The sequence below is a fragment of the Streptomyces sp. NPDC058239 genome (assembly GCF_042882185.1).
GTDB lineage: Bacteria > Actinomycetota > Actinomycetes > Streptomycetales > Streptomycetaceae > Streptomyces.
In genome coordinates, this window is record NZ_JBHVWS010000004.1 from 110,438 (window position 1) to 123,570 (window position 13,133).

Sequence of the window (13,133 nt, forward strand, 5' to 3'; positions counted from 1 at the left end):
CCCGACTCGTCCGCCCGGCCGGAACGGACCTCAGCAGTGTGTCCGAGGCGTCGGCCCCCAGGAGTACGGCGGCGGCTTGCCGAATCGGCAAGGAATCTTGCCACGGGGCTGATGTGTGATGAGGATGTCCCCATGAGCCAGCGCACCGACCACGGTCATCACAACGACGCCGCGAGCAGTCATCACCACGACAACACTCACGGTCATCAGCGCGACAACACTCATGGACACCATCACGGCACGACCGAATTCGACTGGGACGTCATGGGCCCGCTGCTGGAGCAGAACGCCGAGCTCAGCCGCCCGCAGTACGAGGAGGCGGCCCGTTGGATCGCCGGCCTGCCCACGGCCCCGAAGGTGCGCAGGATTCTCGACATCGGTAGCGGACCCGGCGTGATCGCCTGTCTGCTCGCCGAGGTGTTTCCCGAGGCGGAAGTCGTCGCCGTCGACGGCACCCCGGCGCTTCTGGAACGCACTCGGGCCCGCGCGCAGCGGCTCGGTCTCGGTGACCGGGTCCGTACACAGCAGGCCGACATCCCCGACGGCCTCGCCGAGCTGGGGGAGGCGGATCTGATCTGGGTGGGCAACGCCCTGCACCACATGGGTGACCAGCGCGCAGTCCTCGCCGGGTTCGCGGCACTGCTGCGCCCCGGTGGGACCGTCGCCCTGGTGGAGGGCGGTCTGCCGCCCCGCCAGCTCCCGCGTGACATCGGCATGGGGCGGCCGGGTCTGGAGGCGAGGCTCGACGCGATCAACGCGGACCGGTTCGAGGACATGCGGGCGTCACTGCCCGGCACCAAGCGGGAGAACGAGGACTGGAGCGCCCTGTTCACCGCGGTGGGTCTGGACCCGCAGGGCACCCGCAGTTTCCTGCTGGACCTTCCGGCGCCGCTCTCCGAGCCGGCCCGCGACCATGCCATCGCCGAATTCGCCCGTCGGCGCGAGATGTTCGAAGAGTCCCTGACAGCCGACGACATCGCCGTACTGGACCGGTTGCTCGACCCCGAGGACCCCGCCGGGCTGCGCCGCCGCCCCGATGTCTTCCTGCTCACGGTCCGTACAGTGCACCTGGCCCGACGGGCGTGACCTGCCCTGACCTGCTGGGTTCCCGGGACACAGCGGACCGGGCAGGCCGGTGCGCGGGGACCGGGGAATGGGAGACGAACGGCTGGGCCTGTTCCCGCGGGGCACACCGGCCGACGCGGACCCCGACGGCCCGGTCGGGAATCGGGCGACCGCGGCCCGGATCTCGCGCTCCTCGTCGGTGAGCGGGGAAGCGTTGTCCAGCAGGTGGCGGTCCTTGAGTCGCTTGGCCGGGGGCATGGGGGAACTCCTTCGGTACGTGCTGCCGGTGTGGATCGGAATGGGTGCCGGGGTACGGAGGCGGGCCGGCCGGGCTTCCCTTCTCCAGCACCCCAGCCGGAGCCGGCCCAGGAGCGCGATGAGCCACGAAACGGAACAGCCGGCTGCGAGCGGCCGTCGGCGACGAAGTACGTCAGGACCGGAATCGCGACGATGGTGAGCGTGGTCGCACAGCTCAGCCAGGGTATTGACGAGCCTCCTGGCCTGGGGCGTAGCGCTGCTCGCGCACGCCGCGGGCCGGGCACTGCGCTCCGGACGGAGGGACGCACCGGGTACGGTCGACGGAGGCGTGGAATGAGCGCTCGCCCGCGGTCACTGGGCACCCGGCGACCCGAGCAGCGCTCTTCGGCGCGCTCCGTCGGCGCGTCACCGCAGGTCAGGGCGGGTGGGGCTGCGGATGACGGGTATTCAGGACGCCGGTATGCACCCCCGGACCGGGCCGTGTCAACTAAGACACGCTGCCACCAGGGGTGAGAGGGCATCAGGAAGTCGCCTGGACAGGCTAATGCCATATCAATTCGCCCATAAATAAGGGTGATTGGAAGCTTGTCAGATTATCTGAAAATGGCATTTGGGTGTCTTGTGTACCCCGATCGGCGCTCCGGCGCCGACCTTCCAACGTGTCCGATATGACAGCTATGGGGGCCGTTAGTACGTTCAATCACGGGTCGGCTGCTCGGCCGGCCTCTCTGAGACAGGAGAAGTGACATGGTTACGCGTTCCACTGTCGTTACCGCCGCTCTCGCGGCTGCCGCGGCCCTGGCCGCCACCGGCATCACCTACGCCTCGGCCGCCTCCACCGAGCCGGCTCAAGCTGCCCCCGTCGTCCAGCAGCAGGCCGCCGCCCCCGTGTCGGCCCTCAACGGCGGCAACGGCAACGAGGGCAACGGCAACGAGGGCAACGGCAACGAGGGCAAGGGCAACGAGGGCAAGGGTGGTGGCGGCGGCTACGAGAACAAGGGTGGCAACAAGGGCCACCGGGGCCACTACGAGGGCCGTATCCACATCAACGAGCGCACCTACACCGCGGAAGCGGGCGGCTGCGTGACGGTGGTCAGCGGTCTCGGCTCCAAGAGCCTCAACATCCGCAACGACAGCCGCAGGACCGTCGAGGTCTTCCGTGGCGCGACCTGCGACAACGGCGCCCCGCTGGCGACCGTCGGTCCCTGGAGCTCCAGCGACGGTGTCTTCCCGGGCCGTGTCCGGGGCGGCGTGAAGGTCCACAACGGAGTCGTGGGCAGCTTCCGAGTGATCGAGCGTCACCACGACGGTGGCGGCTACGGCGGCGGCGGCTACGGCGGCGGCGAGGGTGGCGGCGACTACTGAGACCGGTGATCGAGCACCATCACGGTGGCCGGTAACCGAGCACCACTAAAAAGGCCGGTGATCGATTCACCCGCCTGACATAGAACCCCGGCCCGCCGGAATCGGGCCGGGGTTCCAGTCTGGATACTTCTGCCACGCCATACTGGAGCCGGACGGCGAGGCGCTGCCAGCCCCGGCTGGACAGCTGTGCCGTACGTGGCCTTCGAGCCTTTGGCAGGACCCGGCGACCGGGGCGGCAGAACGTGGCGCCGGCGCGGCAGACGCCGCCCACGTCCCGGCCGCCGGGAGCCTGGCCAGGCATGGGGCCGGATTCCTGATGGCCTTACCGGGCCTGCGATCGAATCCGAACGAAACGGCTCAGACCATGGGGGTATCCGGCACCGGCTCCAACTGCCACCACTGGCCGGGGGAGTCGGTGTCCTCCCACTGCTGGACGCGGGCACCGTCCACCGTGCTGCCATCGGCCACTTCGAGGACGAGCCCGCTGATGAAACTGACCAGGGTCACCACCCCCGGCGCCTCCAGGTGCTGCTCGATCAGCCATTCCTGGGCGCCGTAGTTGTTGGCCCGCCACTGCTGGACCACGGCGCCGTTCTCGGTGGAGGCATTGGCGACGTCCAGCCGCTTGCCGCTGTGGACATTGACCAGGTGGTACAGCGCGGCACCGTCGTGCACGGGCGTCAGCTCCCAGTGCTGGGCCGCCGAACCGCTCTCCTCACCCTGCTGCACCGGGGCGCCTGCGCCCTTGGCGGAACCGTGCACCTCCAGCAGCAGCCCGCTGCCCACATTCCGCAGTCGGTAGCGACCCGCTGCGACGACGGGCGCGGTGTCCCCGCTCATGTTCCGTTTCCTTCCTGGGCAGCAGAGCGCCGCCCGGCTCGGCGGCCGGGCGGCGCTCTGTGTACTTCAACGGTGCGGCGGCACGGCTCAGGCGCCGAGGTTGAACTCGCCCGGGTTCGGGCCGAGACGCTTTCCCTCGTCCAGTGCGGTGAACGCGGCCAGGTCGTCGGCGTCCAGCTCGAAGCCGAACACATCGAGGTTCTCCACGATCCGGGACGGCGTCACGGACTTCGGGATCACCACATTGCCGGTCTGGATGTGCCAGCGGAGCACCACCTGGGCCGGTGTGCGGCCATGCTTCTGGGCGATCGCGACGACCGTCGGGACCTCCAGGAGGCCCTTGCCCTGGCCCAGCGGCGACCAGGCCTCGGTCGCGATGCCGTGCTTGGCGTGGAAGGCGCGCGACTCGGCCTGCTGGAGCTGCGGGTGCAGCTCGATCTGGTTGATCGCCGGGACCACGGAGGTCTCGCCGACAAGGCGCTCCAGGTGCTCGGGCAGGAAGTTCGAGACACCGATGGCCTTCGCGCGGCCCTCGGAGTAGATCTTCTCGATGGCCTTGTACGTGTCGATGTACGCGTCCTTGGCCGGCACCGGCCAGTGGATCAGATACAGATCGACGTAGTCCAGACCCAGCTTGTCGAGCGAGGTGTCGAAGGCGCGCAGGGTGGAGTCGTAGCCCTGGTCGGCGTTCCACAGCTTCGTCGTGACGAAGAGCTCCTCACGGGCGACACCGGAGGCCGCGACTGCCCTGCCCGTGCCCTCTTCGTTCTCGTAGATCGCGGCGGTGTCGATGCTCCGGTACCCGGACTCGATGGCTGTCGCGACCGCCTTCGCGGCCTCGTCGTCCGGCACCTGCCAGACACCGAAACCGAGCTGCGGCATCTCGACGCCGTTGTTGAGGGTGATGGAGGGGACCTTGCTCACGAGCGGTCGATCCTTACGTCGTCGGTTGGGATTCTCATGCTCAACGATCACAGGGCGCGATGCATTCCCTGCCGGGCTGACGTTCAGCGACTCCTTACTGCCCCGTCCGGGATCGACGCGACACCGATTCGATATTGCTCCGACCTCATTCAGTCCAAGTCATTGACCGAGTCCCGTCAAGGCGCAACTCTGGAGCACATCACTGAACGATGAACACTCTTGTGAACATATCGGTTGGTTGCTGCGGTGAAAACTGCAACACCCCACTCAACCCTGAACCCCCGCCTCGGGAAGGCTGGTACGGCTTATGTCTGATCGTAAGAAGACATCGGATCACCACTTGTTCGGATGCCGCCTCGACGGCCTTGCGGGACGCACCAGGGCCACGAGCGACTTCCATGGCCCGGGTGCCTTTCTCGTCATGAACGAACAACTCCGAGCGAGGCCGAAGCGATGAATCCCTCCAGGCGAGCGTTACTCGGTGCGGCAATTGGCGGCGCCGTGGCGGCCACCGCCGGGCCCTCTGTCACCGCGCACGCGGCGAGCTGGCGACTGCGCTGGTCGCCCTCGGCGAGCAGCGGCGGACTCGGCGCCTTCGAGACTGTCGAGGACGACCGGGCCGACTCCCATCCGGCGGGGCAGCCGCACATCCTCACCGAGGGCGACAACTTCCGGTTCAACATGCACACCGTCGACCGGGACACCTCGACGGACCGTCAGCGCCAGGAGGTGACCGGACTGCGCACCAGCGGCAGTTCCTACCTCAAGTGGCTGCCCGGAGAGACCTGGCGGGTCACGTACCGGATGTACATCCCCGGCTCGCTGAAGGCGACCACCACCTTCACGCACATCATGCAGATGAAGCAGCCGGGCAACGGCACCTCGCCGATCGTCGTGCAGTCGCTGCGCCGGGTGAACGGCGTACAGACCATCGAGCTCAAGCTCGCCGTCGCCGACATCCTCGTCGGCCGCACCGACCTGGTACCGCTGCAGAACAAATGGATCGACGTCGACTTCCGGATCACGGTCGGCGACGCTACGGCGGGTTCGGTCCGCTGGATCCTGAAGGACGGTTCGACCACCGTCATCGACAAGTCGAAGTCCGGTGCCGACACCTTCCTCGCCGACCGCGTACGGCCCAAGTGGGGCATCTACCGGTCGCTCGGCGACACCTCGGGATCGCTGCAGGACACCCATCTTCTGCTCACCGGCATGCGCGGCTACCAACTGGTCTGAACGGCTGACCCATGACTAACCGAAGGCGCATCGACATCCCCGCGCCCCCTGCCCGGCACGTCCGGCCGGAGGTCGCCGGCACCTGTGTCGCGTCCACGCACACGAGCCGCTGCCACCGGTTGCGGATCGACGAGACCTGGATCGGCGCGGCCTGACGGGCGGCAACACGACATCGGCGTCCGGCACCGGAAGGGGCACCGCCCCCGACCCCGGCCATCTCGACAGGAGGTGGAACGCCCTCTCGGATGCGGGGCGGCGGGTGATCCCGTCGCCCCGCAGAGCTGCCCGCAGTCCGCCCAACCCGCCTTCGTCTTCCGGGATTTGGGCCCGCGCGGGGCATTGACAGAACGAGCCCCAGGGAATCCCATGCAGTGTTGGTTAGGAACCTTTCCTAACGCCGAACCGGAAGGGATCACCGTGCACCCTGCCGCACCCCCACGTCGCATCGTGGCAGTCTTCGCCGGACTCAGCTGTCTGCTTCTGCCCCTGCTCGCCCACCTCCCGAAGGCCTCAGCCGCCACGGCCGCGTACGAGGGCGAGAACGCGAGCCTGTACCGGGCGACCGTGGCGACGAACCACACCGGATTCACCGGCACCGGCTTCGTCGACTACACCAATGTCGCCGGCGGCTACATCGAGTGGACCGTTGACGCCGACACCGCCGGCTCCACCACGCTCGACCTGCGCTACGCCAACGGCACCACCACCAACCGCCCGCTGGACATTTCAGTGAACGGCGTCACCATTGCCGCAGGCAAGGCGTTCAACAGCACCGGGTCCTGGGACAGTTGGGCCACCGCCCCGGTCGCCGTCACGCTCAAGGCGGGTGCCAACACCATCCGGGCCACGGCCACCACGGCGAACGGCGGCCCCAACATCGACTCCCTGACCACCGGTACGACGGCAGCGGGCCCCGGTGCGATGGCCGCGGCCCCGTACGAGTACCTCGGCTGGGGGAACCCGCAGAAGCCGACCGATGTGATGGCGGCGACGGGGGTGAAGTGGTTCACGCTGGCCTTCATCCTCTCGGACGGCACCTGCAACCCGAAGTGGGACGGCGACCGGGCCCTGACCGGCGGCTCGGACCAGGCCGCCATCAACTCCATCCGGGAGGCCGGCGGCGACATCGTCGTCTCGGCGGGCGGCTGGAGCGGCAACAAGCTCGGTGAGAAGTGTTCCAGCGCCGCCGCGCTCGCCGGGGCGTACCAGAAGGTGATCAACGCGTACCACCTGAAGGCGCTGGACATCGACATCGAGGACACCGAGTTCTCCAACGCCACGGTGCGGCAGCGGGTGGTCGACGCCCTGAAGATCGTCAAGACCGACAACCCGGGCATCGTGACGTACGTGACCATGGGGACCACGCCGACCGGCCCCGACGCCAACGGCAAGGACCTCATCAAACGGGGAGCGGCAGCGGGCCTCGCCAACGACGGCTGGGTGATCATGCCGTTCGACTTCGGCGGGCACACCGGCACCATGGGTTCGGCCACGGTCGGCGCGCTCGACGGACTGAAGGCCGCGGTCAAGAGCGCGTACGGGTACAGCGACGACGCCGCCTACCGGCACATCGGGGTCTCCTCGATGAACGGGAAGACCGACGAGTCGGACGAGACCGTCACCACCACCGACTTCAGAACGATCCTCGGCTACGCGCAGCAGCACCACATCGCGCGCTTCGCCTTCTGGTCCGTCAACCGGGACCGCGCCTGCGGCTCCGGCAACGACGCGGACGCCTGCAGCGGGGTTTCCCAGTCCCCGTACGACTTCACCGAGATCGTCGTCCAGTACAAGGGCTGAGGAGGTCCGATGCGTACCACCACGAGAATGCGAACCCTCGGCGGGACGGCCCTCGCTGCCGCCGGACTGCTGCTGCCCCTGCTCGCTGCGCCGCCCGCGGCTGCCGCGCCCACCCGTTACGAGGCGGAGGGCGCGACGCTCTCCCAGGCGGCCGTGGCGACGAATCACACCGGCTACTCCGGAACCGGCTTCGTCGACTACACCAACGTCGCCGGCTCGTCGGTGGAGTTCACGGTGAACGCCACGGCGGGCAGCACCTCGCTCGCCATCCGCTACGCCAACGGTACGACCACCGACCGCCCGATGGACATCAGCGTCAACGGTACGGTCGTCGCCTCCGGGGCAGCCTTCAACGGGACCGGCTCCTGGGACACCTGGGCGACGAAGACCATCACCGCCCGGCTCGTCGCCGGAACCAACACGATCCGTGCCACTGCGACCACGGCGAACGGCGGCCCCAACCTCGACTACCTGGACAGCCAGGACCCCGCCGCCGGTGGTCCCGCGGTGCCCTTCGGCAGCCACCGGTTCCCGTACGCCGCAGGGACGCTGAAGCCGTCCGGCTCACAGTCCGCGCTCGACCAGGCCGTGATCAAGACGTACAACGCCTGGAAGTCCGCGTTCGTCAGGAAGAACTGCGGCAATGGCTGGTACGAGGTCATCTCGCCGGACGCCGACCACCCCTACGTCGCCGAGGCCCAGGGCTACGGCATGGTCGTCACTGCGACGATGGCAGGAGCCGACCCGGAGGCGAAGACCGTCTTCGACGGCATGGTGAAGTACATGCTTGCGCACCCCTCGGTCAACAACGCCAACCTTCTCGCCGCCGAGCAGGACGCCTCCTGCAAGAGCGTCGACGGCTCCGACTCGGCGACGGACGGGGACCTCGACGTCGCCTACGGGCTGCTCCTCGCCGACAAGCAGTGGGGATCCACGGGCACGTACAACTACAAGGATCTCGCGGTCAAGCACATCAACGCCATCAAGAAGAGCGAGGTCAACCCGACCACCCACCTCATGCTGCTCGGTGACTGGTCGGACTCCGGTGAGTCCCACTACTGGATGACCCGTTCCTCGGACTGGCTCATCGACCACTTCCGCGCCTTCGGGACGGCTACGGGCGACAGCACCTGGGACAATGTGCGCACGGCCCATCAGAATCTGATCACCACCCAGCAGTCCAAGTACGCGGCGAGCACAGGCCTGTTGGCGGACTTCGTCGTCAACACGAACACCACGCCCAAGCCCGCTGCGGGTGAGGTGCTCGAAGGCCCCAACGACGGCGACTACTCCTGGAACGCCTGCCGCGACCCGTGGCGTATCGGCACGGACGCCGTCACCAGCGGGGACGCAGCCTCGCTCGCCTCGGCGCGCAAGCTCAATTCCTGGATCAAGTCCAGGACCGGCGGTGACCCGGACAGGATCGTCACCGGCTACCACCTGAACGGCACGGCGTTCGACAGCGGCGACGACATGGCATTCACCGCCCCGTTCGTCGTGACCGCGCTGACCGACTCCGGCTCCCAGGCCTGGCTCGACGCGCTCTGGAGCAAGCTCGCCGCCACCTCGATCGACCCACAGCTCTACTACGGCGGGAGCGTCCAGCTGCAGTCGATGATCGTCGCATCCGGCAACTACTGGGTTCCCTGACGGAGGTTCAGATGAAGAACAGCACACTCACCACGTTACGAGGAAGAGTGGCCGCGCTCGCGGTCATGCTGCTCTGTACCGGTCTGGTGCAGGCGGTGCCGCAATCCGCCTCCGCGGCGGCCACCCGGTACGAGGCGGAGTCCGCGACGATCGTCCAGGGCGCCGCCGAGTCCAACCACACCGGCTACTCCGGGACAGGCTTCGTCAACGGCGACAATGTCGTCGGCAGCCATGTGGAGTTCACGGTCACCGCGGCCTCGGCCGGGACCGGACAGATCGCCATCCGGTACTCCAATGGCACGACGGCCGGCCGGCCCGCGGATGTCGCCGTGGGCGGCACGGTCGTCTCGGCCGGCCGCGCCTTCGACGCCACCGCCGACTGGAACACCTGGGCCACCTCCACCCTGACCACCCCGGTCAAGGCAGGCAGCAACAAGATCCGGCTGACGTCCACGACGGCCAACGGGCTGCCCAACCTCGACTACATCGACTTCACGGTCACCTCGTCGGACACACAAGAACCCACCCCACCCGGCCGGCCCAGTTGCTCGGCGATTACCGAGGACAGCCTCACGCTGAACTGGGACGCCGCCACCGACGACGTGGGCGTCGCCGCGTACGACATCTACGAACACGGCAACAAGTTCGCGGAGGCGGCGGGCACCGCCACGACGAAGAACCTGACCGGGCTCACCCCCAATACCACGTACAACATCACATTGTTCGCGCGTGACGCGGCCGGCAATGTGTCGTCGGTCAGCCCGATCGTGGACTGCACCACCCTGCCCAGCTCCGACACCACCGCGCCCTCGGCACCCGGCACCCTGTCCACCTCGGGCCTCACCGCGAACAGCGTTGTCCTGAACTGGGGAGCATCGACGGACAACAAGGCCGTCACCGCATACGAGGTACGCAGCGGCAGCACCGTCTACAAGACCGTGACCGGCACCCCGCCGGCCACCACGACCACCCTCACCGGGCTCGCCTGCGCCAGCCCGTACACCCTGGATGTCGTTGCCAAGGACGCGGCGGGCAATGTCTCGCCTCCGGGCAACACGGTCACCTTCACCACCCCGGCCTGCGCCACCGACGGCGGCGTACCGTCGGGCATCGCCACCGTCTCCACCGGCTGGTCCATCCCCTGGGGCACCTACTGGATGCCCGACGGCAAGACCGCGCTGGTGACCGAAAGGGACAGCTTCAAGGTCTTCAAGGTCACCCCCGGCGGCACCAGGACCCAGGTCGGCACCGTGCCGGGCGCCGTCACGACCAACGGTGAGGGCGGCCTGCTCGGTGTCGCCGTCGACCCCAAGTGGTCCACCACCCACTACGTGTACTTCATGCACACCGCGTCCGAGGGCAACCGCGTCGCCCGCATGACATACGACGGCAGCTCGCTCGGCGGATACACGGTCCTGCTCCAGGGGATCAAGAAGAGCAGGTACCACAACGGCGGACGGCTCGCCTTCGGCCCCGACGGCTACCTGTACGCGTCGACCGGCGAGGCCCAGACCCCCGACCTGGCGCAGGACAAGAACTCGCTCAACGGCAAGATCCTCCGGATGACCACGGACGGCAAGGCCGCCCCCGGCAACCCGTTCGGCAACTACGTCTACAGCTACGGCCACCGCAACCCGCAGGGCCTCGCCTTCGACGGCAAAGGACGCCTGTGGGAGGCGGAGTTCGGCGACAGCAAGAAGGACGAGCTCAACCTCATCAAGCCGGGCAACAACTACGGCTGGCCCGTCTGCGAGGGCAGCTGTTCCACCGCCGGAATGACCGATCCGAAGAAGACCTGGAACGTCTCCGAGGCCTCGCCCAGCGGGATCGCCATCGTCCGCAATGTCATCTACATGGCCGCGCTGAAGGGCGAGAGGCTGTGGCGGGTGCCGATCACCGGTGACACCGAGAACCTCGGCACGCCGACCGCGTACTACGTCGGTACGTACGGCCGGCTGCGTACGGTCACCAAGGTGCCCGGCCAGGACCAGCTCTGGCTCTCCACCACCAACTGCGACAACAACGGAGGCGAACCGGACGGCGCGGACAAGCTGTTCCGCATCTCGATCACCTAGCAGGCGCTCGACCGCTGGGGCACGGCCGTGCCTCAGCGGTACAGCGCGTCGACCTCCGCCGCGTACGCCGTCTCGATCGCCTTGCGCTTCAGCTTCAGAGACGGCGTGAGCAGACCGTGCTCCTCGCTGAACGGATGCGCCAGAATCCGGAACGTACGGATCGACTCGGCCTGCGACACTGCTGTGTTGGCGGCCACCACCGCGCGCCGGACCTCCATCTCCAGGTCCGGATCCCGTACCAGATCCCCCGGCCTCATGGACGGCCGCCCCTGCATGGCGAGCCAGTGGTCCACCGACTCCTGGTCGACCGTGACCAGGGCCGCGATGTACGGCCGGTCGTTGCCGACCACGATGCACTGCGCGACCAGCGGATGTGCTCGCACCCGCTCCTCCAGACCGGCCGGCGACACACTCTTGCCGCCGGACGTCACCAGGATCTCCTTCTTCCGCCCGGTGATCGTCAGATAGCCGTCCTCGTCGAGCGCCCCCAGATCCCCGGTGGCCAGCCAGCCGTCGCGCAGTACCGCGTCGGTGGCCTTCGGGTCGCCGAGATAGCCCGCGAACACATTGCCGCCGTGCACCCACACCTCGCCGTCCTCGGCGATGTGCACGGTGGTGCCGGGGATCGGCTGCCCGACCGTGCCGTACCGGGTGCGCTCCGGCGGATTGGCGGTGGCCGCCGCGGTCGACTCGGTCAGCCCGTACCCCTCGTACACCCTGACGCCCGCGCCTTCGAAGAACAGCCCGAGCTGCCGCTCCATCCCCGAACCGCCGGACATGGCGTGCCGGATCCGGCCGCCCATCGCCTCGCGCACCTTCTTGTACACGACCTTGTCGAAGAACTGGTGCTGCATCCGCAGCCCGGCGGACGGCCCCGGACCGGTCCCGAACGCCCGCGCCTCCGTCGCCTCGGCGTACTTCACCGCGATGTCCACGGCCTTGTCGAACGGCCCGGCCCGGCCCTCCGCCTCGGCCTTGCGCCGGGCAGCGTTGAAGACCTTCTCGAAGATGTACGGCACCGCCAGGATGAACGTCGGCCGGAACGACACCAGGTCCGGCATCAGGGCCTTCGCCGACAGCTCCGGCTGATGGCCCAGCTTCACCCGGCCGCGGACCGCCGTGATCTCGACCATACGGCCGAAGACATGCGCCAGGGGCAGGAAGAGCAGGGTCGCCGCCTCGTCGCCCGGCTTGGAGTGGAAGACCGACTCCCAGCGGGCGGCCATGGTGTCCGTCTCGAACATGAAGTTGGCATGCGTGATCACGCAGCCCTTGGGGCGTCCCGTCGTGCCCGAGGTGTAGATGACGGTCGCCACCGACTCGGGTGTCACCGCGCGCCGGTGGCGGTGCACCACCTCGTCCTCGACATGGGATCCCGCGTCGATGAGCTCGGTCACCGCGTCGGCGTCCAACTGCCAGAGCCGCTTGAGCTGCGGCAGCCGGTCGATCACCGACGCGACCGTCATCGCATGGTCCTCGTGCTCGACCACGACGGCGGACACATCGGCGTCGTGCAGCATCCAGAAGACCTGTTCGGCCGAGGACGTCGGATAGACCGGTACGGACTGGGCGCCGACCGTCCACAGTGCGAAGTCGAGGAGCGTCCACTCGTAGCGCGTACGCGACATCAGGGCCACCCGGTCGCCGAATCTGACGCCGTGCGCGATCAGCCCCTTGGCGAGCGCCAGCACCTCGTCGCGGAACGTTGCCGCAGTGACATCCTGCCAGCGTCCGCTCGCGTCTTTTCGGCCGAGCGCGACCCGGTGCGGATCTTCCTCGGCGTAGTCGAACACCACATCGGCCAGCCCGCCTACGAGGGGCGCGGCCGCCATGGGTGGGACAGTGAACTCGCGCAATGACCTGCTCCTTGTGGCGCTCCGCACAGCGCCGTGACGCTACCCCACCCGGCGGCGCGGTGGG

General features: G+C 68.3%; 10 protein-coding genes. 7 read left to right on the forward strand and 3 right to left on the reverse strand.

Annotation, left to right across the window (positions count from 1 at the left end; translation table 11 throughout):
• Positions 1–132 precede the first annotated feature (132 nt).
• Together ACFVYE_RS07650 and ACFVYE_RS07655 are read left to right on the forward strand one after the other, a co-directional pair.
• Positions 133–1,086 (forward strand): methyltransferase domain-containing protein, encoded by a 954-nt coding sequence (locus ACFVYE_RS07650; protein ID WP_389604551.1) that lies wholly within the window; start codon positions 133–135, stop codon positions 1,084–1,086.
• Between the two features lie 984 nt (positions 1,087–2,070).
• On the forward strand, positions 2,071–2,688 hold the full coding sequence (locus tag ACFVYE_RS07655; protein ID WP_383961901.1) for a hypothetical protein: 618 nt from the start codon (positions 2,071–2,073) through the stop codon (positions 2,686–2,688).
• 357 nt (positions 2,689–3,045) lie between these two features.
• Here ACFVYE_RS07655 and ACFVYE_RS07660 read toward each other — a convergent pair whose 3' ends face one another.
• On the reverse strand, positions 3,046–3,528 hold the full coding sequence (locus ACFVYE_RS07660; protein ID WP_383961904.1) for an RICIN domain-containing protein: 483 nt from the start codon (positions 3,526–3,528) through the stop codon (positions 3,046–3,048).
• Positions 3,529–3,615: 87 nt separating this feature from the next.
• Entirely contained in the window at positions 3,616–4,452 is an 837-nt protein-coding gene (locus ACFVYE_RS07665; RefSeq protein WP_389604554.1) for an aldo/keto reductase, read from the reverse strand.
• A gap of 453 nt (positions 4,453–4,905) precedes the next feature.
• On the opposite strand from ACFVYE_RS07665, the gene ACFVYE_RS07670 reads away from it, so the two are divergent.
• The 5 genes from ACFVYE_RS07670 (at position 4,906) to ACFVYE_RS07690 (ending at position 11,213) form a co-directional block, all read left to right on the forward strand.
• Positions 4,906–5,688 carry a Tat pathway signal sequence domain protein gene (locus tag ACFVYE_RS07670; protein WP_383961909.1) on the forward strand — a complete coding sequence of 261 codons (783 nt, stop codon included), beginning with the start codon at positions 4,906–4,908 and terminating at the stop codon, positions 5,686–5,688.
• Positions 5,689–5,699: 11 nt separating this feature from the next.
• Complete coding sequence (locus ACFVYE_RS07675; protein ID WP_383961912.1) at positions 5,700–5,843, forward strand: hypothetical protein; 144 nt, start codon at positions 5,700–5,702, stop codon at positions 5,841–5,843.
• Positions 5,844–6,135: 292 nt separating this feature from the next.
• Positions 6,136–7,488 carry a carbohydrate-binding protein gene (locus ACFVYE_RS07680; RefSeq protein ID WP_389604556.1) on the forward strand — a complete coding sequence of 451 codons (1,353 nt, stop codon included), beginning with the start codon at positions 6,136–6,138 and terminating at the stop codon, positions 7,486–7,488.
• Positions 7,489–7,497: 9 nt separating this feature from the next.
• On the forward strand, positions 7,498–9,138 hold the full coding sequence (locus ACFVYE_RS07685; protein WP_389604558.1) for a glycosyl hydrolase family 8: 1,641 nt from the start codon (positions 7,498–7,500) through the stop codon (positions 9,136–9,138).
• 11 nt (positions 9,139–9,149) lie between these two features.
• Positions 9,150–11,213 (forward strand): PQQ-dependent sugar dehydrogenase, encoded by a 2,064-nt coding sequence (locus ACFVYE_RS07690; protein WP_389604560.1) that lies wholly within the window; start codon positions 9,150–9,152, stop codon positions 11,211–11,213.
• Positions 11,214–11,245: 32 nt separating this feature from the next.
• Here the strand turns inward: ACFVYE_RS07690 and ACFVYE_RS07695 are convergent, their stop codons facing one another.
• Positions 11,246–13,045 (reverse strand): AMP-dependent synthetase/ligase, encoded by a 1,800-nt coding sequence (locus ACFVYE_RS07695; protein WP_383961923.1) that lies wholly within the window; start codon positions 13,043–13,045, stop codon positions 11,246–11,248.
• Positions 13,046–13,133: the final 88 nt, after the last annotated feature.

What these genes read in the sequence shown, in the direction of transcription:
- ACFVYE_RS07670 (WP_383961909.1), top strand. Translation starts at nt 4,906, where the DNA reads ATGAATCCCTCCAGGCGAGCGTTACTCGGTGCGGCAATTGGCGGCGCC.
- ACFVYE_RS07655 (WP_383961901.1), top strand. Translation starts at nt 2,071, where the DNA reads ATGGTTACGCGTTCCACTGTCGTTACCGCCGCTCTCGCGGCTGCCGCG.
- ACFVYE_RS07675 (WP_383961912.1), top strand. Translation starts at nt 5,700, where the DNA reads ATGACTAACCGAAGGCGCATCGACATCCCCGCGCCCCCTGCCCGGCAC.
- ACFVYE_RS07650 (WP_389604551.1), top strand. Translation starts at nt 133, where the DNA reads ATGAGCCAGCGCACCGACCACGGTCATCACAACGACGCCGCGAGCAGT.
- ACFVYE_RS07690 (WP_389604560.1), top strand. Translation starts at nt 9,150, where the DNA reads ATGAAGAACAGCACACTCACCACGTTACGAGGAAGAGTGGCCGCGCTC.
- ACFVYE_RS07660 (WP_383961904.1), bottom strand. Translation starts at nt 3,528, where the DNA reads ATGAGCGGGGACACCGCGCCCGTCGTCGCAGCGGGTCGCTACCGACTG.
- ACFVYE_RS07685 (WP_389604558.1), top strand. Translation starts at nt 7,498, where the DNA reads ATGCGTACCACCACGAGAATGCGAACCCTCGGCGGGACGGCCCTCGCT.
- ACFVYE_RS07695 (WP_383961923.1), bottom strand. Translation starts at nt 13,045, where the DNA reads ATGGCGGCCGCGCCCCTCGTAGGCGGGCTGGCCGATGTGGTGTTCGAC.